The organism is Hafnia sp. (assembly GCF_036648275.1).
Lineage (GTDB): Bacteria > Pseudomonadota > Gammaproteobacteria > Enterobacterales > Enterobacteriaceae > Hafnia > Hafnia alvei.
The window spans coordinates 27,158-48,575 of sequence record NZ_JAVXIQ010000012.1 but is presented as its reverse complement, the minus strand read 5'-3'; the positions used below and the strand labels follow the sequence as shown (position 1 = coordinate 48,575).

Annotated in this window: 14 protein-coding genes; 2 read left to right on the top strand and 12 right to left on the bottom strand. The window is 49.7% G+C overall.

Annotated elements, in window-relative coordinates; translation table 11 throughout:
• Positions 1–121 precede the first annotated feature (121 nt).
• The 8 genes from RSC70_RS12400 to RSC70_RS12365 all read right to left on the bottom strand — a co-directional run bounded on the left by RSC70_RS12400 (position 122) and on the right by RSC70_RS12365 (position 13,878).
• A complete protein-coding gene (locus RSC70_RS12400) occupies positions 122–1,489 on the bottom strand; it encodes an NCS2 family permease (protein WP_040045600.1) in 1,368 nt (455 codons plus the stop codon).
• Positions 1,490–1,742: 253 nt separating this feature from the next.
• Complete coding sequence (gene guaD, locus RSC70_RS12395) at positions 1,743–3,059, bottom strand: guanine deaminase (protein ID WP_332542576.1); 1,317 nt, start codon at positions 3,057–3,059, stop codon at positions 1,743–1,745.
• A gap of 37 nt (positions 3,060–3,096) precedes the next feature.
• Complete coding sequence (locus RSC70_RS12390) at positions 3,097–4,557, bottom strand: nucleobase:cation symporter-2 family protein (RefSeq protein WP_025798512.1); 1,461 nt, start codon at positions 4,555–4,557, stop codon at positions 3,097–3,099.
• A 159-nt stretch (positions 4,558–4,716) separates the two neighbouring features.
• Complete coding sequence (locus RSC70_RS12385; RefSeq protein ID WP_332542575.1) at positions 4,717–7,593, bottom strand: molybdopterin-dependent oxidoreductase Mo/Fe-S-binding subunit; 2,877 nt, start codon at positions 7,591–7,593, stop codon at positions 4,717–4,719.
• A gap of 1 nt (position 7,594) precedes the next feature.
• Complete coding sequence (ygfM, locus tag RSC70_RS12380; RefSeq protein ID WP_332542574.1) at positions 7,595–8,371, bottom strand: molybdopterin-dependent oxidoreductase FAD-binding subunit; 777 nt, start codon at positions 8,369–8,371, stop codon at positions 7,595–7,597.
• Positions 8,372–8,436: 65 nt separating this feature from the next.
• Positions 8,437–9,765: a putative aminohydrolase SsnA gene (gene ssnA / locus RSC70_RS12375; RefSeq protein WP_332542572.1), complete on the bottom strand. Its 1,329-nt coding sequence runs from the start codon at positions 9,763–9,765 to the stop codon at positions 8,437–8,439.
• 2 nt (positions 9,766–9,767) lie between these two features.
• Positions 9,768–12,854 (bottom strand): putative selenate reductase subunit YgfK, encoded by a 3,087-nt coding sequence (ygfK, locus tag RSC70_RS12370; RefSeq protein ID WP_332542571.1) that lies wholly within the window; start codon positions 12,852–12,854, stop codon positions 9,768–9,770.
• Positions 12,855–13,242: 388 nt separating this feature from the next.
• A complete protein-coding gene (locus tag RSC70_RS12365; protein WP_149227319.1) occupies positions 13,243–13,878 on the bottom strand; it encodes an NTP transferase domain-containing protein in 636 nt (211 codons plus the stop codon).
• Between the two features lie 31 nt (positions 13,879–13,909).
• On the opposite strand from RSC70_RS12365, the gene yqeC reads away from it, so the two are divergent.
• Complete coding sequence (yqeC, locus tag RSC70_RS12360; protein WP_282815092.1) at positions 13,910–14,713, top strand: selenium cofactor biosynthesis protein YqeC; 804 nt, start codon at positions 13,910–13,912, stop codon at positions 14,711–14,713.
• Between the two features lie 38 nt (positions 14,714–14,751).
• Positions 14,752–16,344 (top strand): selenium-dependent molybdenum cofactor biosynthesis protein YqeB, encoded by a 1,593-nt coding sequence (yqeB, locus tag RSC70_RS12355; protein ID WP_282815093.1) that lies wholly within the window; start codon positions 14,752–14,754, stop codon positions 16,342–16,344.
• A gap of 96 nt (positions 16,345–16,440) precedes the next feature.
• On the opposite strand, the gene arcC is transcribed toward yqeB, so the two are convergent.
• From arcC to dpaL, 4 genes are all read right to left on the bottom strand, one after another.
• Positions 16,441–17,373: a carbamate kinase gene (gene arcC, locus RSC70_RS12350; RefSeq protein WP_040045592.1), complete on the bottom strand. Its 933-nt coding sequence runs from the start codon at positions 17,371–17,373 to the stop codon at positions 16,441–16,443.
• A 38-nt stretch (positions 17,374–17,411) separates the two neighbouring features.
• Positions 17,412–18,803 (bottom strand): dihydropyrimidinase, encoded by a 1,392-nt coding sequence (gene hydA, locus RSC70_RS12345; protein ID WP_282807896.1) that lies wholly within the window; start codon positions 18,801–18,803, stop codon positions 17,412–17,414.
• An 82-nt stretch (positions 18,804–18,885) separates the two neighbouring features.
• Positions 18,886–20,103: a YgeY family selenium metabolism-linked hydrolase gene (locus RSC70_RS12340; RefSeq protein ID WP_046459902.1), complete on the bottom strand. Its 1,218-nt coding sequence runs from the start codon at positions 20,101–20,103 to the stop codon at positions 18,886–18,888.
• Positions 20,104–20,178: 75 nt separating this feature from the next.
• Positions 20,179–21,378, bottom strand: a complete 1,200-nt coding sequence (gene dpaL, locus RSC70_RS12335) for a diaminopropionate ammonia-lyase (RefSeq protein ID WP_282807897.1) — start codon at positions 21,376–21,378, stop codon at positions 20,179–20,181.
• Positions 21,379–21,418 lie beyond the last annotated feature (40 nt).

The following is a 21,418-nucleotide window of genomic DNA, read 5'->3' as shown; positions in this document are numbered from 1 at the left end:
ACCTGAAAGTAACCAATGGTATTATTTCTGTTGAAGATAGCGACCGCAAGCAGTCATCACATAAAAACAAAGAGCGCCCTGAGGCGCTCTTCTAAACGTTATCGGTTTTCACGCAGCAAACTTAAATTGCCCAGCCACCTGCATAAAATGCCACCAACGCAATCGCGATAATTACCGTGCCCACATTCAGCTTGCGCCACTCATTGGAGAAAATGCGACCAATAACTAAAGTGGTGAAGCCCAGCATAATACCGGTCACGATATTACAGGTCAGTACGATAAACACCGCACACACCAGACCTGACATCGCATCAACGAAGTCATTGAAATCCAGCTTGGAAACATTGCTCAGCATCAGCAAGCCAACATACATCAGCGCCGGTGCCGTTGCGTATCCCGGAACCAAATAAGACAACGGAGACAGGAATAAAATCAGCAGGAACAGCACGCCAACAACGGTAGCCGTAAGTCCTGTTTTACCGCCTGCTGCCGTACCCGCCGCAGATTCGATATACACCGCCGCAGGAGAAGCACCCACAAAACTCGAGACAATGCTGCTCACGGAGTCAGCGGTTAACGCCTTGCCGCCGCTGATGATTTGGCCGTCTTTATCCAACAGGTTTGCTTGGCCAGCCACCGCACGGATCGTACCGGTCGCATCAAAAACTGCCGTCATCACTAACGCCAGCACGCTTGGCAGTACCACCGGCTTCAATGCCCCCATGATATCGAGGCTAAAGATTAGCGATGAACCATCCGCAGCAGACAGGCTTGGTAATGCGAACAACCCCTGATATTTCACGCTTGGGTCAAAAATCAGCCCGATGATGGAAATACCGATGATCACCAGCAAAATACCGCCAGGGACCTTCAGTTTTTCCAAACCAAAGATAATGGCAAGCCCCAGCAAGGACATCATCACAGGGAACGACGTGAATGCCCCCAGTGCCACCGGCAGCCCTTCAAGTGGATTTTTAATCACGAGGCCCACGCCGTTCGCGGCAATCAACAGCAGGAATAGACCAATACCAATCCCCGTTCCGTGGGCGATCCCCATCGGTAGGTTATGCAATATCCACGAACGTATTCCCGTGACAGAAATCAGGGTAAACAGAACGCCCATCAAGAATACAGCGCCCAAAGCCACTGGAATACTGATGTGCTGCCCGAGCACTAAACTAAATGCGGTAAACGCCGTCAGGGAAATCGCACACCCGATAGCCATTGGCAAATTCGCCCACAGCCCCATCAGCAAAGAACCAAAAGCCGCCACTAAGCAAGTTGCAACGAATACGGCTCCAGGGGGGAATCCAGCCTTACCCAACATGCTCGGCACGACGATAACGGAATACACCATGGCAAGGAAAGTCGTCACCCCCGCCAACACTTCTTGGCGAACGCTGCTGCCACGAGCCGAAATTTTAAAGTAAGCGTCAAGCGAACCGCCCGATTTACCCGCTGACCCTTCTTGAGATGAATTGCTAGACATATTGATGTCCTCTGAGTGTTTTAACATTGCGCATGATGACAATAATGTTGTTCAAGATTGCTAACGCCTGAACCTGCGTTTTTCTTATTACCGTAACTTTGCGATATCCATTTGCGGTATCTATGACTTGCTACGAAACCACAAAGCAAACGATTACCCCATCAAGCACATCAGTCATAAAAATGGGACGGTTATTTAAGGCAAACGATTATCTGGCCTATAAACCGTCATTTCAACTAAAGATATCGACATTTTAGGTGCGTTCGTACACTAATTGTCCATCCACGTAGGTTCTGTAGATCGAACGGTCATCGCCAAGCGTCATCATCACGAATAATTTGTCCATAAGAGTCACAGAGTTATCGTAGCGAAGCTGCTGTAATGGCGTTGCCGTTGGCTCTAAAACCACAAAATCGGCCTCTTTGCCTATGTTGAAATTACCGATGATGCCATCAAGCCCCAATGCTTTAGCACCGCCTAGGGTCGCCAGATAAAACGCTTCATAGGCCGACATTCGCCATCCCTGAAGCTGCATCACTTTGTACGCCTCATTCAGCGTTTGCAGCATATTGAAGGTGGTTCCAGCGCCGATATCCGTTCCCATGCCAACTTTAATCTGCTTATGCCACGCTTTTCTCAAGTTGAACAAACCGCTGCCAAGATACAAATTAGACGTCGGACAAAACGCGATAGACGAGCCGGTGTCGCGCAAACAGTCCCACTCTGGCTCTTCTAAATGCACGCAGTGCGCAAAAACGCTATTTTTACCGGTTAACCCATAGTTATGGTAAACGTCTAAGTAGCCCTTCCGCTCTGGATACAGGGATTTAACCCACTCAATTTCATCTTTATTTTCGCAAAGATGGGTATGCAGATATGTGTCGGGATACTCTTCACGCAGTCGCTGCGCCATTGCCAACTGTTCTGGCGTTGACGTTGGAGCAAAACGGGGCGTAATGGCATAGAGCAAACGCCCGTTGTGGTGCCAGCGTTCGATCAGCGCTTTGCTTTGGGTATAGCTGGTTTCCGCCGTATCGAGCAAATAATCGGGAGCATTGCGATCCATCATCACTTTGCCTGCGATCATTCGCATATTGATGTTATGCGCAGCCTCGAACAAGGCATCAACCGATTCGGGATGCACCGTGCCAAACACCAGCGCCGTGGTGGTACCGTTGCGCAATAGCTGCTTGATAAAAAACGCTGACATTTCGCGTGCGTATTCAATATCGTTGTAACGTCGCTCGGCGGGGAACGTATGTTTATTCAGCCATTCCAGCAACTGCTCACCATAAGCACCCACCATTTCGCTTTGCGGATAGTGAATATGGGTATCCACAAAACCGGGCACGATCATTTTTCCGCTATAGTCACGCACGCGGATACCCTCTGGAATCAGATGCTTTCCTTCCTGCCATGTACCAAACCACTCAACTTTCCCACTGCGGAGCAGCATTAAGCCGTCTTCAATGAAGCGCAGATGAGATTCAATCTCCTCAGGCTGCTCTACTGTCTTGACGATATCTAAAAAATTACCGCGTATCGCTTTCAAAGAATGTTGTTCAGACATGATGTTTTCTCCATTCGCATGTCAGAGTGACAAACCGCTATTTCGCTTGAGTAAAATTCTCAGTCACCGGCTTAATCAGTTCTTCCAACTCATCTTCTTGACCACGCTTATTCACTCTAGGGATCAGCAGGTTAAGAATGATGGCGGTTACGCCACCCGCACAGATGGGATTTTCGAACAGCACATAAATAGAATCAGGAAGGACACGGAAGATTTGCGGATCGTAGGAAACACCCAGCCCAATCCCCAGCGCAGTTGCCACAATCAGGGTTTCACGCCGATCCATACCGCCACACAGAATGATTTTTATCCCGGCGAGGGCAATCATCGAAAACATCAGTGTCATTGCGCCGCCTAAAATAGGCGCGGGGATAGTGGTAAAGAAACGCCCAATAACCGGAAACAGCCCAAGAATCACTAATATCGCCGCGATGTATTTCCCCACGTGGCGAGAGGCCACGCCGGTCATTTGGATCACGCCGTTGTTTTGCGCAAACGTGGTCAGCGGCAGAGAGCCCAACGCACAGGCGATCACCGAAACCAAACCATCTGCCAGCACACCACCGGATAATCGTCGGTCGTATTCCTCACCCACGATTGGGCGTTCGGAAATAATCGCCGTTGCGGTGATGCTGCCCACCGCTTCCAAGATGCTTAAAAGGTAAATGGTAGCGGCAACCAAAAAGGCATGAAAATCAAACGAGAATCCATATTTAAACGGCTGAGGAATAGTGATAATCGGCAGATCTTTTAGAGGCGAGAAATCAACAATGCCCATAAATAATGCGCAGACATATCCCACGATTAAGCCGATGGCGATCCCCCCCATTCGTAACAGCGCGTTCTGGCAGCAGTTGAAGCCAATCACTACGCACAGCACCAGAAATCCCAGACCGAGATTTTGATAGCTACCAAAGGAGCCATCGCCTTTGGCGGGCAAGCCTCCGCCAAAATCAATAATGCCGACTTTGATCAGGCTAAGGCCAATCATTAGAACCACAACGCCGCTAACGGTTGGCGTGATCACGCGCTTGAGATAGGGAAGAACCTGTGACGAGGCAACAACGAGGAAAGCACCGACAAAGGCCACGCCGAGTAAGGCAGAGATAATTGCCTGTTCGTCGAGCCCGTCTTTTTTCATCGAACCACCCAGCGCAATCATGACGGTCACGAACGAAAAATTGACCGACTGAATGGAGAGTAATCCTGAACCTACGCGACCAAATCGATTGACTTGGATGAACGTACCAATCCCCGAGGCAATCATCGCCATAGAAACTAAATAGGCGGTGACCTCTGAAGATAGCCCTAGCGCGGTGCCGACAATCAGCGCAGGAGCAACCATGGGGACGAAAATAGCGAGAAGATGCGTCACCGCGCCGATCAACATTTCATGCAACGGCGGTTTATCATCAAGATGGTAAATAAGCTCTGAATCCCCAGAATATAAGGACTCATTTTTAACGGTTTTATCTGCAACTTGCTGTACATCAGACATTTTCTACTCCACTGAGAAATTGAATATCTGATTCAATAAATGCGGGAAAAACCATGCAGAAACCCTGCCCAGATTAAATTGGATCCAGACTTAAGCTCATGCTTAGTTAACTATTGAATCGTAGAGGCGCGGGAACGCTCTCCCCGCGCCTTATTACGCTTACGCCTCGAGTTTATTCAGTCCTCGGAGGATTTTTTCCGGTGTAAAGTGCCACTCTCGTAGCCAAACACCGCAGGCGTCGTGAATCGCCGTCGCTATGGCAGGTGCTGCGCCGTTCACACCGATTTCAGAAATGGATTTGGCACCGAATGGGCCAACCCTATCGTCGCTGGGCACCAGAAATGCGCGGAAATCTCGTGGGATATCACCAATTTTTGGTGCCCCATAGGTCTGTAGATCGCGCGTTATTGGGCTGCCGTTTTCATCGTAAAACAGCTTTTCTGTCAGGCTGTGTCCGATGGCACGCATAGAGGCGCCGTAGATTTGCCCTAACGCCAGTTCTGGGTTAACTGGCGTACCACAGTCAAGCAATGCATAGAACTTATCGAGCCGAATCTCGCCGGTTCGCACATTGACCGCAACCTCGGCAAAGTTCGCGCCAAACGGGAAAGCAAAATCTGGCGTGATGTAGCACGCAGTAGCAACCAGCGTACCAAATCCCGTACCCGTTTCCGCTTTATGTGCAATCTCAGCAAAGCTCACTTCCCCCTGCTTACCCCGCACGATGCTTGGGCTGACGATCACCACATCGTCGATAGGCTCACCCAACATCTCGGCTCCATGGAAACGGATTTTTTCTTTCAGGTTTTCAGCCGCTTTCTTGGCAGCGTTGCCGGAGAAACACGTACCTGAGGACGCATAAGCCCCCTTATCAAAGAGCGCATGATCGGTGTCACCCGAAATAACATGCACATCTGCCAGTGAACAACACAACACTTCTGCGGTAAGTTTAGTGACAACCGTATCCAATCCCGTACCGATGTCTGCGCCGCCAGAATGAACGATAATCGTGCCGTCAGATTCCAGCTTCACCATGCAGTTTGCTTGGTCGATATCTGGAATACCGGATTTTTGCATGATAATCGCCACTCCTTGCCCGATGCGCCAATCTCCCTGCGGAGCCTTATTGGCTCCCCAATTCATCAGCTCGCGTCCTTTACGCAAAATCGGTTCTAACGCACAGCTCGCTGCGGTGGGTACCGACGTTGGCATTTTACCTTCGCCAATCGCGCCCAATATTTTCAGCTCTTGCCCTTCGATGACGCGGTTTAGTTCGATCATATCCAGCAAATCGATATCGAGCTGTTCAGCTAACTCCGCCAGCGCCATGGTTAGCGCAAAGTTTCCTTTCGGCGCGCCGTAGCCTTGGTAAGCACCGGTTGGGCAGATATTGCTGTAGTACGTCGTCACTTGGAAATTGACGTTGTCGCAAGGATAGAGAGGCAATGAAAGCGCGGGGCCATTGCTGGGAACCGTTAACGAGTGGTTGCCATAAGGGCCAGTGTTGGCACGGAAATCCATATCAATGGCGGTAAGCTTACCTTCTTTCGTTGCCCCAATTTTCACCTTCACTTTGGCAACGTGTCGCGTGGTGTTACTGATAAATTCTTCTTCGCGAGTGTAATGGAAATAGACCGGACGCCCCGTCACACAGGTCGCCCATGCACAGACTTCTTCTAACAGAATGTCCTGCTTAGAGCCAAATCCGCCACCCACACGCTCTTTGATAACGTGGACTTTATTTTGTTTCAGCCCAACCAAACGCGCTACCTGACGACGAACATGCCACGGCACCTGCGTAGATGCGTGGATCACCAGTCGCTCACCGTCCATATAGGTGAAGCAAACATGAGTTTCTGTCGGGCATTGCTGCGCTTGAGTCGATTCATACGTGCGTTCAATCACGACATCCGCCTGAGCGAATCCCTTCTCAACATCCCCAATACGGCCGTGAACGCCTGCGGCAATATTACTATGTGGTTTTGCACCAATCGGGAAGTTGATAATCATGTGCTCGCCCCGCGTCGCCGAGCCCCGATTCTGCACCTCAAGGTCTGCCGGTGCGCCGTTCACATAAACAATAGGTTCATCATGAACAAGCGGAGCACCATCGGCCATTGACTCATCAATCGACATGACCGGTTTCAATACTTCAAAACTGACGTCTATCAACGCTAATGCCGCCAACGCGATCTCTTCGCTTTCGGCCACGACCGCAGCCACACGATCGCCCACATGGCGCATCTTCTTACCAAACATACGGCGATCGAGCGGAGAAGGTTCAGGCGCGCTTTGTCCACCCGGCGTGTAATAAATATCAGGGCAGTTCAAATGCGTAATCACATGTACTACGCCCGGCAGTGCTTCCGCCTTACTCACATCTAAATGCGTAATAAGCGCGTGCGGATGCGGGCTACGCAGCATCTTGATAATACAAGCATTGGCAGGTACGCGATCTTCAACATAGCAAGGTTTAGCCTGCACCATTTTGGCAGAATCGACCTTTGGGCAGAGCTTGCCCACCACCTGCAAATCATCGCGAAACTCCGGCGCGATCTCCTGCTGGCAGAAAGGATCGGCCATACGAGCCTGGGCTAATTCAACCACCTGATAAAACTGTTGATAGCCCGCATCGCGGCTAAATAATCCCGATAATGCATCATCGATCTGAGCACGCGTTGGCGACGGAATGCGCTCAAGCAGCTCGGTAAGGATTAACGCTGCGGCAGGATCGTTATAGCCTGATTGCACAATCCCAACATCAACCATCGCCTGTTGTACCGGACTAAGTTGATTCCACGTGCCCAGTGATTCTGCGGTGCGAACCACCGATCCCTCAAGTTGGGCTGCGATCAACAGTGAAGCATTAACCACCACACCGTCGAAAATAATGGCATCTGAACCCGCAAATCCAAACCCATCGTCACTGTTACGTACAGAATGCAGGCCTAGATTAAACAAGACTTTCTGCACGTTATCCCCCGCCTCACATGACAACGTGCAAGGGGTACCATTTAGCGTAAAGCGAATATTCATATCACTTTTCCTCACTCATCTGCTGACAGTCAGCCAACAGTTCTGCAACGACAACACCCGCGATATAGCGTTTGTATGCTTCGCTGCCTCCGATATCAGCACGTGGGGAAATGGCATCGCTCACGGCCTTCTCTAATTTGTCATCACTCAGGCCGCGAGACTCTACGTCACGCAGTCGTATTGCTCGTTCAGACACGCCATCAAGGGCAATTTTCATTTCACCATTGGAGCCAGTCGCTACCGCCGCGGTTATCACGGCGAAGCCAGCGGCAGAACGTGCGATCTTACGCGTTGAACAGTTTTGATAAGGATCGGGAAGGATCACCTCAAGCAGAAGATCGTCACGATCGTTATCCAGATATTCTTCTAGGCTGAGCGTTTCACCTGCTGCCGTCACCACCAGCGCATCAAGCACTAGCAACACGGGAAGTAGAACGCGCTCTTTTTGCTTGGCAACAATTTCGCCTGCTAAAGTGGCCTGATTACGGAGATGGCGGGAGTAGATAAATCCCAGAGCATTACGCAGCGCGTCGGGGATCAGCGGGGTATCAATCAGCCGCTGTAGCGTTGCCTGAGAACCAATATGTAATTTTCCCTGCTGCAAACTCACCTTATCAAGCCCGAGTTTTGATAAAGCGATACCAAACTTCTTTGTCGTTTTGGTCGGCGTCGCGTTTAACTTGCTACCTCCGCCAAAATAGACTGCCTCATCCTGAAACTGGCGCTTGAGTTCAAGCGCCTGCTTAACGGATTCTGGCCAGAAAAATTGCTCAATCATTTTTCATCCTCTTGTTATTTGCCCCTAGAAGGACAAACCGCCCCTAATCAGGGGCGGTATAACAGTTATGCTAAGTCATCCATCCGCTTCCATAACCGTGCCGCCACCTTGCTGGCTTCGGCATAAATTGGCGTTACATCAAATGGGAATTGACCGTTTTCATAAACGAAGCGCCCTTCAACCATCACACTGCGGACGCTGCCTGAGCCCATACCAAATGCGAGATGCCCGCCGATATTTTGGGCCGCTAGCGGCGTTGGCTCTGGATAATCACACACGGTAAGATCGGCTTTATAACCTGCGGCTAAGCAACCGAATTGAGCGCCGAAGTTACGTTCCAGTAAGCGATTACCATTCCATAAGAAACGCGTGAAACTGTCTGGCCACATTGGACCTCCGGCATCACGGTGTTTAAAGAAGGCGAATTTCAGCTCTTCAAACATATCTGAGCCTATGCCGTCCGTTCCCAGGGCCACATTCTGGTATTCGCCAATGCGATGGTTATAGCCAACATGGTTGTTCATATTGGAACGGGCGTTATGCACCAAAAATGCATCCTGCTGGTTGATGATCTGAATATCGGCCTCAGAGAGATACAGGCCATGCGCCACCAGCGTTTTAGCGTCGATCAGATCGTGCTCGGCCAAGCGAACAATCAGATCTTTGCCATACTTATCGTGGCTGTGGGATACGTCATAACTATCTTCCGCCGCGTGAATATGCAGGCCTCGCCCCGTGGCCTTAATGGCTTCACGCAGCATATCTAGCCCCGCATCCGACACGGTGAAAGGCGCATGAGCACCAATATGCGCTTCTACGAGATAGGGCTCACTCCCCTGCTTCTTCGCGTTATCAATCAACTGAGCAAAGGCAATATTCTCTTCCACCCCCGCCCGCAGCTCTTTATTGCCACCGTTACGATCGGTGGTTTCAAAGCAGGTCATGCCGCGCAGCCCTGCTTTAATAAAGCCTTTACGCAGCGTATTTAACGATCCCGCGATGTAGTTAGGCGAAGCATGGTGATCGATAACGGCAGTACAGCCGCTTTTGATAGCTTCCAACGAGCAAATTAGCCCACTGTAATACAGTGATTCCTCATCTAAGGCGCGGTCCAAGCGCCACCACAGGTTTTTCAACGTGGAGATGAAATCAGGGCTGGGGGCAATATTGGCCATAATTCCGCGCGATAATCCGGAGTAAAAATGGTTATGCGCGCACACAATGCCTGGCATAACCCATTTACCCTGCATATCTTTCACGTCCGCCTGCGGATATTTGGCAACCAGCTGGCTGCCCACCTCTTTGATAAGCGAACCTTCAATCGCAATATCAATACCGTGTTGTACCGACGCAGGTTCGAACTGAACCGCCGTAACATTTTTTAGGATCAGCATAATCAAACCTCCACTCGGCCAAGTAGGTAGTGATGATGGTTGTGAACGTGGCTAATGATGCGGCACATGTCTTCCAGCTCAGGCGGAACATCATCAAGCTGGCCTTGTTTATCAATATGCAAATGCCAGATTTGCTTACCTTGTCGAACGCTGACGTTATCGTTATCGACAAAGAATCCTGGGTTGGTGCTGTTGGTAAAATCTTCTGGCAGGCTGTAGATGGTAATTTTGTCTTTGTAGGGTTTTCCCTGCCACGGGCAGAACTGCGCACAGTTGCCGCACTCATTGCAGTAAGCATCTAAATGCAGGGTTTGGAAACGATCGTGGAAGCCAGGAACGGCGATAGACACGTTGGCACGGTTTGGGCAAACGTCGACGCACTTGCTACAGATATAGTTACACTCTAAACAACGCTGTGCTTCCTGAGCCACAAAGGCTTCACGTTCTTCTTTATCCACCATCAGCACGCTGATCGCGCCTTTACGTTGGTAAATCTCCGCCGGATCGACGTTAGACCACTGCTTATCGCTGTGATGAGTGCGGATATTTTCACGCTTGAGCACTTCGTCCGTCGCCCGGCGAGCGGTACTGATAGCCGCAACGATGGAGGATGGGCCACTTTGCACATCACCAATTAAGAACACGTTAGGGCGCGGAGTTTCGCCGGTCTCGGCGTTTACCGCAGGCCAACCATCGGCATTTAATGGCACGCCCATCGCACTAAGCGCTGCACAGTCGGCCTGTTCACCAATGGCGGTAATCAGCGCATCCATACGTAGTTTGATAGTTTTATCCGTTGCCACTGGGCGACGACGGTCTTTCTCATCGGGTTCGCCGAGCTCCATCACCCGCGCAGTGAGCGTGCCATCGGCATCGAACTGCTCTGGGTTAGTCAGGAACATAAACTTCACGCCGTCTTCAACCGCTTCTTCATACTCTTCGCGGTAAGCCGGCATTTCATTCAAGGTACGACGATAGATAACGGTCACGTCTTCTACGCCGGGAACCTTCAGCGCCGCACGCGCACAGTCCATGGCGGTATTCCCCGCACCGATAACGGCAACATGACGTCCTAAAGAGAGTTTATCGCCACGGTTATAGCTACGTAGGAACGGCAGCGATTTATAAACATTGCGGTTATCGCCCGCCAGTTTCACGCCGCTGTTTTTGTCAGTACCTACCCCAATAAAGACATAACGGAAGCCTTGCTGAGTAAGCTTATCCACGGTTAATGCAGGATCGCAGCCGAACTCAAATTTCACCCCATGTGCGGCGACAAAATCGATGTCATGCTGGATAGTTTCAGCCGGAATACGGAACTGAGGAATGATGTTTTTCACTACCCCACCCGCGTTGGCTTCACGCTCAAACAAGGTGACCTGATAGCCCGCTCGTGCCAAGAAATACCCCGCGGAGAGTCCTGCTGGCCCTGCGCCTAGCACCGCAACCGGATGCTTAGAGCCAGAGCCCGCAGGTTTATGCCAGCGTTTCTGATATTCATCCCAGCCTTTTTCCAAGGCCACCTTTTTCAGCTCGCGAATATTTAGCGCGCTGTCATAGTCCATACGGGTACAGTTGTACTGACACTGGTGATCGCAGATGTGTCCGGTGATGGCTGGCAGCGCATTGCGCTGATAAATCAGTTCTAATGCATCGGCGTAGCGTTGTTCACCGAGCAAACGAATATATTCAGGAATATTCTGTTTGATCGCACAGGCGGTGACGCACGGCGCCACATAGCAATCGGTCATCGGCAGTGGGCCGCCTGCATCAATCCGATCCTGCGCTTTCCAATGTTTCTGGGTGTATTCCATGCTAACGGCTTTCTTCGCCAGCGCTTCCAAACGCTCAACGTCGACTTTGGTCATACCCCACGTATCAGACTGATCCAGCTCACGCATGCACTCTAGCTGGCGTAAGTACCCGCCCGGCTTGAGTAAATCCGTTGCCATCGTGATAGGACGAATACCGGTATCAAAGATATCGCAAATATTAAATTTGCTCGCGCCGCCGGAATACGAGATCGGCAGCTTGCCGTCGAACGCACGCGATAAGACGGCCGCTACGTTAATAGACAGAGGGAACAGCGCACGCCCAGACATATACATCTCTTCACCCGGCAGCGCGCCTTTATGATTGATGGTGCCGAGCGTGTTGGTGAGTTTCACCCCGAAGCAAAGCTGCTTTTGCTGACCTAAAGCCGTTAATCTTTGCAGCATAGAAATGGCCTGTTCTAGCTTCAAATCATGCTCAAAGGACTCTTCTTTCAGGCCAATATAATCAAAGCCGCAGGTATCGAGAATTTCACGTACGCGAGGGTAGCCAAGCAGCGTAGGGTTCAATTTAACAAATGTATTGAGCCCTTTTTCCTCCAGCATGTAGCGGCAGATAGCCTCTATTTCATTGGGTGGACAACCGTGCATGGTTGAGAGCGTGACCCCATGAACCATTTGCGCGGGGATGTGCTGCGGCAGTTGGCTGAGCTGAGCTGAACGCGATTCAAGTTGTTCGCGAATGAAATGAGTCAGAACGGACTGATATTCGGCATATTTCGGGTGTTGGGCAGAATCCATCATGCTATGGATGAAGTTCTGCATGGCGGGCTGCTTGATGCCTTCAAGGTTATAGCCAACGCTCATATTGAAGATGAATGACTTGGCTTCACCCTGAGTGCGAGGGTCAAACAGAGCTTCGAGTAAATGCAAGACAAACCAGGCTTTCAGATATTCGTCATGGGCTTTTTGCAGCGTGAATTCCGTTGACCATTCAGTGTTAAAGCATTCGTCTTCAGCATCTATACACGGCTTGTCTAATTCTAAGCGGTCAAGAATTTGCACCGTTTTCAACTCAATAAAGCGCCCACCGGTCAGCCAAGACACAATGATATTTTGCGCAAGCTGTGTATGTGGCCCTGCGGCAGGCCCCATAGGCGTTTCACAGGTTTCGCCAAATACCTTGATAACTCGATCATTGTCTTTGCGATAAAACTGCTTTTCCGGTATCCCGAAGATTGAGTGGCTTTCGTTATACTCGTCGAAAACACGCGTCAAAAGTTCCTCGAAAGGAACGGGGCGCATAATATCTCCCATGACTATCTCCTTGCTGCGACATGCTCAAATGTAAAATGGCAGAGGATTCTCAATCCTCTACGGATAGGAGAGATGGGAGCAACAATCGAGCCAAAGGTTTTCTAGCTATAAGAAAAAATCTAATTTCGTGAGCTAACTCGAATAGTAATTTTTATTTGTGAAATTGCTCACTAAACAAATGAGAATATAAATCAACGCGGCAGTGGCACATAATTAGCCAATTATCTAACGCACAAATAAATTATCAAATTAGAATAATACGATATCAGTTTGATAAAAAATAATGAGCGTTACTTTTAAAAGTGAGAGCGCAATCGATAAACAGAATTAAAACATCTATTCCTTACTAAATATCCAGCAAGGAATAAAATAGCTAATGACACATGAATTATATTTTTAGCAGGCGCTGATATGCCTCTGGCGTATCTATATCCATAATCGTTTGCGGCTGCGGCATATTAAGATAACGGTACTCACCCGCGAGCAAAAACTCGCGCATTGATGATACCGCCACATCATCTTGGCAAGCTCGTTTCATGATGCTTTGAGGTAGCAAAACGGGGTGACCTGGCGTTCCTTGATGACAAGGCAACAGTGCGTATGCCCCACGTTTAAGCCAAACCTGATGAAAAATCTCACGGTTTAAACAAGGAATATCACCGTGAGTGATAAAGCAATAATCTGTTTTAACGATCGGGCCTGCTGCCTGTATAGAAGAGAGTAATCCGCTGGCGTAATTATTATTTATAACAACTGTGATATCACTCTCAGTATTATAACGTTCATACAGTTCATCACCGCGATAACCAACCACTAATATAATACGGCTACAAAACTGCCTCGCATTTTCTATACTTGAATCAAGAATTGTTCCTTCTTTATAAGGTAGCATCATTTTCCATTGCCCCATTCGAGAGGAAAGGCCCGCAGCGGTAATGATACAGTCAACATTTTCACGCGGCTTCAAATTCTCAACTGAAGATATACTCGCGCACGGATGTTTTCCTCTTTTCTGATTCATCATTCCCTCTCTGCATAACCTTTAATGAATGCTTATGAATTCTGACCTAGACTTACTATTTAATGATGTACTTTCAAGCGTGAAAAATAATAAGTCATACTTGATAAGCCTCATTGGTGCTGGTGGTAAAACCAGTACGCTATTTTGGCTTGCCCAGCGATTTTATCAGCAAGGCCTGAGCGTATTAATCACCACCACTACACATATGTACCGACCTGAACCGTCACAGGCCCAGACTATCATTGAAAAAGAGGATTGGCATGCTCTCCTTACCCACCAAAAAGCATCATCTTCCACTCCCAAGATCGTAGCACTATTCACTGAATATAACGCGGCCACCCATAAAGTTTCAGGTATTACGCCTGAGCAGGCCGACATGCTGCAAGCCACCCAGCTCTTTGATGTCATCTTAGTTGAAGCAGACGGTGCTCATCAGCGATTACTCAAAGCGCCAGCAGGGCATGAACCTTGCATCCCCCAAAGTAGTAAATGTGTCATTGCACTGACTGGAGGCCTTGTCATTAATAATCCTGCCGATCCTGAGCAGATCCATCGTTGGCCGATTTTTGCCGATCTTTGCGGTATAAAAGCCGGAGATAGATTAAATATCTCGGTATTTGAGCGATTCATCGCTCACCCCGATGGGATGTTCAAAGGCTCACCGCAGCAAGCGCTTCGGGTTTGGTTTATTAACCGGCTTTATCAGATTGATAATGCGCTATTGGGCTCACTGGCTGCTCTGCTCGATGCACAGCCCGAGCTCAACGCCATTTGGGTTGGCGCAGTTCAAGAGTCACCTCCGATTACACACCAGTTATGTCAGTCGCAAACCACATAAAGGAATTGACGAACAATTACGGGGATCTTGAGGTTGCTATGAACATTTTTGCACAAGCAGCACGACTGGAAGAAGAGAACAAACCCTTTGCTTTGGCACAGATTATTGAGAGTCGAGGATCAACGCCGCGTCACTCAGGCCAAATGCTGGTATTGGCCGATGGCAGTATCGTTGGCACTATCGGTGGCGGCATGGTCGAGCGCTTGGTCATCGATCAGGCACTCGAAGCCTTATCTGAACGCAAAGCACGTGTTTTTCATGGGCGCATGGCGCGTAACGGCCAAGATGCGGTCGGTTCTGACTGCGGCGGAGCTATGTCGGTTTACATTGACGTGCATGGTTTACGCCCCCGCTTAATTTTAATTGGCGCTGGCCATGTTAACCGCGCAATTGCTCAGGCCGCAGCCTTGCTCGGTTTTGATTTGCACGTTGCTGATACCTACGCTTCCAGCCTTGATCCAAATCTGTTTCCCGCGGGCACTACGCTGGTTCATGCAGAGACCTTCAGCGCAGCCATTGAAAAACTCAATATCGAAAAAGAAAACTTCGTCATCATTGCAACCAACAACCAAGACAAAGAAGCCCTTGATGTCTTAATCGAAAAACCAGTGAGCTATCTCGGTCTGCTCGCAAGCCGCAGAAAAGTACAAACGTTCACACAGGCATTACGTCAGCAGGGCATCACGCAAGAGCATCTTGAACGCCTGCATGCCCCGATTGGCTACAACATCGGAGCAGAAACGCCAGAAGAGATTGCCGTCAGCATCATGGCTGAAGTTTTACAGATAAAAAATCATGCTGCCGGTGGGTTAAAACAGGATGATGTGAGATTGAAGCGCGACAAACTCGTCGTCATTCGAGGATCTGGCGATATCGCCACCGGCGTCGCACTACGGCTCTATCATGCAGGTTTTCATGTCATCATGTTAGACATTGCTAAACCCACCGTCATCCGCCGAACCGTCGCGTTTGCTCAGGCTATTTTCGATAACGAAATGACGGTTGAAGGTGTAACGGCGAGAAAATCGAGCAGCCTCGACGAGGCCTTTAGCATACTTGATCGCGCTGAAATTCCCGTGCTTGTTGATGAGCAAGCCAGCTATCTCAGCGAACTCAAACCGCGTTTTTTAGTGGATGCTATTTTGGCAAAACAGAACTTAGGCACCCACAAAGACATGGCGCCGGTGACTGTCGCTCTGGGCCCCGGATTTAATGCCGGACATGACTGCGACGCCGTCATTGAAACCAATCGCGGGCACTATCTTGGCCGCGTCATCTATCAAGGTTACACCCAACCCAATACGGGGATACCGGGCAATATTGCCGGTCACACCACACGCCGTGTTATTCGAGCCCCGGCCTCTGGCATCATGCATTGCTGCGTTGCGCTGGGTGATTTAGTCAAAGAAGGCGATGTGATGGGGCATATCGGAGAAACTCCGGTGTTTGCTCCGCTGTCAGGCATGGTGCGCGGTTTATTGAGTGAAGGGTTAGAGGTGAGCGCCGGATTTAAAATTGGCGATATCGATCCGCGCGGCGCTGAGGCTGACTACACCACGGTTTCGGATAAAGCGCGTGCTATTGGTGGTGCGGTTTTGGAAGCCATGATGAAACTGGATCGTAAACACTAAGTTCTTCTTTCTTACTTATTCGCTCGCTCCATCTCTTTTCTTTAGTCTGGCAAGGCATCAAGAAAGGAAAATGGAGCGAGCTCACTAGTTCATAATTTAATGAGAAATCACCGTCCCTGTTTTTCCCTCAATACCCTGCTGGGCTTTACTCAACACGGTAATCAGAGCTTGGCGGCCAGGGCGAGACTCTGCAAATGAAACCGCAGCTTCGACCTTAGGCAACATCGAACCTTTGGCGAAATGTCCCTCTTCAATGAAGCGCTGAGCATCGGCGATACTCAACTGATCAAGCCATTGTTCATTAGGCTTACCAAAGTTAATCGCCACTTTTTCTACTGCGGTTAAAATAATCAGCATATCTGCGTCAATCATTTCAGCCAGTTTGGCACTCGCCCAATCTTTATCGATAACCGCACCCGCGCCGCGTAAGTGATTACCTTCACGCAGAACAGGGATGCCGCCACCGCCGACCGTAATTACCACTTGTCCCGCACTCAACATCGCGGCCACAGTTTCTTTCTCAACGATATCAACCGGTTTTGGCGAAGCCACCACGCGGCGATAGCCACGACCTGAATCCTCTTTCATGGTGTAACCGTTTTGCGTCAGCAGTTTCGCCTCTTCTTGCGAGAAGAAAGAGCCTATTGGCTTCGTTGGGTTCGCGAAAGCGGGATCTTTGGCATCAACGATGACCTGCGTAATAATCGTGGCAACCGGCGTATGTAATCCACGATCGAGTAGTTCTTCACGCAACGCGTTTTGCAGATCGTAACCAATGTAGCCCTGACTGAGCGCTACACAAACAGACATGGGCAGCATTGGCGTATGCGCTTCCGTTTTCGCCGCTGCTTCAAAGGCCTGATTGATCATTCCCACCTGTGGGCCATTGCCATGCGTCACCACCACTTGATGACCATGAGCAATCAAATCCACTATCGCTTTCGCCGTCGATTTCACCGCCTGCATTTGCTCGGCGAGTCCTTCACCTAACGCATTGCCGCCCAGCGCAAGCACAATTTTCTTTTTCATCCTATCCCTCGCAAATATTGGTGACGTAAGTTAAACGATTAAATAATGGTGGATTGAGCAAAAGGCTGGCGGTGAATAAAGCGACCAAGGCCAGCCTGCCCGGTAAATTTGTTGTCTTGATATACGCATTCACCTCGGCAAAGCGTGGTGATAATTTCACCTTGGCAGCGATAGCCTTCATAAGGTGAATAGTCCGCATTATCATGAAGATGAGCGTGTTCGATGGTGACGTTTTTCAGTGGGTCAATAATGATGACATCAGCATCAGCCCCCACAGAGAGATTGCCTTTCTGAGGCCACAAGCCAAATAGGCGAGCAGGATTGGTACTGGTTAGCTGCACAAAACGTGAAGGCGAAATTCGGCCTGTCATCACCCCCTCAGAGAACAACAGTTGCATACGGTTTTCGACGCCGGGCAAGCCGTTTGGACAGCGGGTAAAATTCCCGTCAGACATCGTAATGCGCTGTTGATAAGGGAACGTGCAGTGGTCTGTCGCAACCGTATCGATGGCGCCGTCAGCAATGCCGCACCACAATTTGTCTTGCTCTCGATGGTTACGTAGCGGAGGGCTGAGAATAAACTTCAACGCATCTTCCCGTTGATAGCTACGTTCATCTAGCAGTAAATATTGCGGGCAGGTTTCCACCCAAACCGGCTGGTGCCGCTCTCGCGCCAATCGTAAATAGTCCAGCCCCAATCCGTTGGAGAGATGAACGATATACAACGGTGCATTTCCCGCGAGCTGGGCTAGATTAATCATTCGGCTAATGGCCTCAGCCTCGCATTCGAGCGGACGGCTCAACGCATGGTACATCGCCGATGTTTTACCTTCGGAGATAAACTGTTCGCGCCGCAACGCAATCGCAGCGTCATTTTCAGGATGCACCGTCGCCAACGCGCCGACTTTATGTAACTGCTGCAAAGCGCGCAGCACATCAGCATCGCCTAGCTTGTAGTTGTACGTCAGATAGAGCTTAAAACTACTAATCCCTTCTTCATGCACCATGGATGACATTTCATTGAGAATGTCGTCATCAATATGCTGGATCACCCCGTGAAAGCTGTAGTCCACCACGGCTTTTCCCGCCGCATATTGATGATAAGCGTTTAGCTGGTGATGCAAATTGCATCCCGCTGGCCCAAATCCCATATGGTCAATAATGGTTGTTGTACCGCCGCAGGCTGCTGCGCGTGTGCCGGTAAAAAAATCATCACAGCTACGGGCTATTCCAACATCAATATTAAAATGCGTATGAACATCAATTCCTCCGGGCATCACGTAGCACCCATTGGCATCGATCACCTCTTCAGCCTCATCGTCGGAGATGTGTGCTGCCACGCGTGCAATCACTCCGTTCTCGATCAGCAGATCCTGACGAACTTCGCCGTTTTCGCTAACGACTACGCCATTTTTAATCAGCTTTTTCATGGGATCAGTTTCCTTGAATGCCATACTGAAAAAACCACTCCAGCCAAATTTCGGCGGGAGTGGGTTACGCAATAAACGCTAATTATTTTTTCAGTTCACCAAGGTAAGACAGAGGGATAGCAGCGTACATGGCAGCACAAGTCACCAAATGGTCTTTCCAGGTTTTTTCATTTGGCGCATGCGCTTCTGGCTCTTTGCCTGGGCCAAAACCGATAACTGGAATGCCATGACGACCCATGATAGAAACGCCATTTGTCGAGAAGGTCCACTTATCTACAACCGGTTTTTTGTTAAACAACCCTTCGTAGGCTTTGCTCAGGGTTTTCACCGTGATGTGGTCTTCTTCCACTTTCCATGTTGGGAAGTAGCACTCGGTTGGATAGACCAAGCCGGTGTAAGAAGGTCGCTCATAGTTGTACATTGATACCACGGCGTTTGCCGCTTTCACCGCTGGCAGCGCACGGATTTCATCCAGTGCCCCTTCCCATGTTTCACCCCAGGTCAAGCGGCGGTCAATGGAAACTGCGCAGCTATCAGCAACGGCACAACGGCTTGGTGAGGTGAAGAAAATTTCAGATACGGTTAACGTCCCTTTGCCCAAGAAATCATCGTTACCTAAATGGTTCGACAGTTCTTTTAATTCGTTAAGGATCGGGCCCATTTTGAAAATGGCGTTGTCACCGCGTTCTGGCGCAGAGCCGTGGCAACTGATGCCCTGTACGTCCACGCGAATTTCCATACGTCCACGCTGGCCGCGATAGATTTGGCAGTCAGTAGGTTCAGTACTAACAACAAACTCAGGGCGGATTTTGGATTGCTCAATAATGTACTGCCAGCACAGGCCGTCACAGTCTTCTTCTTGAACAGTACCGGTCACCAGCAGCGTGTATTGATCTTCCAGCCCCAGATCCTTAATGATCTTACCGGCATATACCATCGACGCCATGCCGCCTTCCTGATCCGATGCACCACGTCCACCGATCAGCTCATCATCTTCCATCCCCTGATAAGGATCGAAGTTCCAGTTTTTAATATTACCAATCCCAACGGTATCGATATGGGCATCCATTGCAATCAGATGCGGCCCGTGGCCGATATACCCTAATATATTGCCCATTGGGTCAATTTCGACTTTATCGAAACCGACTTTTTCCATCTCTTTTTTAATGCACTGTACAACCAGTTTTTCATCGCAGCTTTCACTTGGGATAGCGATCATATCGCGCAGAAAGCGGGTCATTTCATCTTTGTACTGATACGCTTTTTCCAACACCATTTCGAAAGGAACTTGCTTAGCCATTTTTCTTAAACTCCAATGTGTTAGCTCGCTTACGGCGAGAAAATAAAGGTCAGAAAGTCGTTAATTTCATCGCTTTCAGCTACAGGCGGGATGTTTCCCTTCCCAAACGACTTCTCGGTAATGTTTAACGTCGGTATCGCCTTCCGTGCTAATGAGCAACACAACGGAATCATGATTTAAACCCAGCTGTTGCATCAGCTCTTCACGTTTTGGATGGTGATGAACGGCGGCCAAGACGCCCAGCCCAACGGCACCGGACTCACCAGAAACAATGCGCGGATCGCTTCCCAGTGGATTACCGAGAACGCGCATACCTAGCGCAGCCACTTTGTCTTGGCAGGAGATAAACTGAGTGGCGCAGTTGCGCAGCAGTGGCCATCCGAGCGGGTTAGGTTCGCCGCAGGCTAAACCAGCCATAATGGTAGCCATATCGCCACCCACATTGACGATTTCACCTTTCAAACCTGAACGGAAAACACAGTCGGCAAGATCGGGTTCAACAATCACGGAATGCAGTTTTTCGGTACCAAAGACATCGACCAGATAGCCCAGAACGCCGCCGGCCATTGCGCCTACGCCTGCCTGTAAAAAGACATGTGTTGGGCGCTGAATGCCCATCGCCTGCATTTGTTCGACAGCTTCATCTGCCAGCGTGGAATAGCCCTGCATAATCCACGTTGGGATCTTGGTGTATCCCTCCCACGCGGTGTCCTGCACGATTTCCCAGCCGCGTTCCTTGGCGGTTTTCATGGTTAAACGCACCGTGTCGTCGTAGTTCATATCGGTCACGATGCATTCCGCGCCCAGATTGCGGATATGATCTACGCGCTCACGCGCGGAGCCTTTCGGCATATAAATAACGGCGTTTTGACCCAGTTGCTGAGCGGCCCATGCCACGCCACGTCCATGGTTACCATCGGTGGTGGTGGCGAATGTCATTTTTTCTGTCAGCGTTGACTTCAGCTTTTCGAAAGAAAATGTATTGATATCAATCTGGTATTTTTCACACAGCAAACGCGCAATCGCGTAAGCCCCGCCCAACATTTTGAAAGCGTTCAAACCGAAACGCTGAGACTCGTCTTTGACTAAAATTTTATTAACGCCAAAAAGCTGAGCCAGTTCGTCTAAAGAACAGAGCGGCGTAGGCTGATAACCCGTTATTTTTTTGTGGAAGGCACGGGCCTTTTGCGCTTCTGCGCGTGAGAAAAGTGGAGACGTTTCACCGTTGAAAAAACGGTTTTGCGCAATATCCACTTTCATAGAGAAAACAGACATAACCCATCCTCATCAGGAGAGTATCCGCCAGAGGCGGAAA

What these genes read in the sequence shown, in the direction of transcription:
- RSC70_RS12400 (WP_040045600.1), bottom strand. Translation starts at nt 1,489, where the DNA reads ATGTCTAGCAATTCATCTCAAGAAGGGTCAGCGGGTAAATCGGGCGGT.
- guaD (WP_332542576.1), bottom strand. Translation starts at nt 3,059, where the DNA reads ATGTCTGAACAACATTCTTTGAAAGCGATACGCGGTAATTTTTTAGAT.
- RSC70_RS12390 (WP_025798512.1), bottom strand. Translation starts at nt 4,557, where the DNA reads ATGTCTGATGTACAGCAAGTTGCAGATAAAACCGTTAAAAATGAGTCC.
- RSC70_RS12385 (WP_332542575.1), bottom strand. Translation starts at nt 7,593, where the DNA reads ATGAATATTCGCTTTACGCTAAATGGTACCCCTTGCACGTTGTCATGT.
- ygfM (WP_332542574.1), bottom strand. Translation starts at nt 8,371, where the DNA reads ATGATTGAGCAATTTTTCTGGCCAGAATCCGTTAAGCAGGCGCTTGAA.
- ssnA (WP_332542572.1), bottom strand. Translation starts at nt 9,765, where the DNA reads ATGCTGATCCTAAAAAATGTTACGGCGGTTCAGTTCGAACCTGCGTCG.
- ygfK (WP_332542571.1), bottom strand. Translation starts at nt 12,854, where the DNA reads ATGGGAGATATTATGCGCCCCGTTCCTTTCGAGGAACTTTTGACGCGT.
- RSC70_RS12365 (WP_149227319.1), bottom strand. Translation starts at nt 13,878, where the DNA reads ATGATGAATCAGAAAAGAGGAAAACATCCGTGCGCGAGTATATCTTCA.
- yqeC (WP_282815092.1), top strand. Translation starts at nt 13,910, where the DNA reads ATGAATTCTGACCTAGACTTACTATTTAATGATGTACTTTCAAGCGTG.
- yqeB (WP_282815093.1), top strand. Translation starts at nt 14,752, where the DNA reads ATGAACATTTTTGCACAAGCAGCACGACTGGAAGAAGAGAACAAACCC.
- arcC (WP_040045592.1), bottom strand. Translation starts at nt 17,373, where the DNA reads ATGAAAAAGAAAATTGTGCTTGCGCTGGGCGGCAATGCGTTAGGTGAA.
- hydA (WP_282807896.1), bottom strand. Translation starts at nt 18,803, where the DNA reads ATGAAAAAGCTGATTAAAAATGGCGTAGTCGTTAGCGAAAACGGCGAA.
- RSC70_RS12340 (WP_046459902.1), bottom strand. Translation starts at nt 20,103, where the DNA reads ATGGCTAAGCAAGTTCCTTTCGAAATGGTGTTGGAAAAAGCGTATCAG.
- dpaL (WP_282807897.1), bottom strand. Translation starts at nt 21,378, where the DNA reads ATGTCTGTTTTCTCTATGAAAGTGGATATTGCGCAAAACCGTTTTTTC.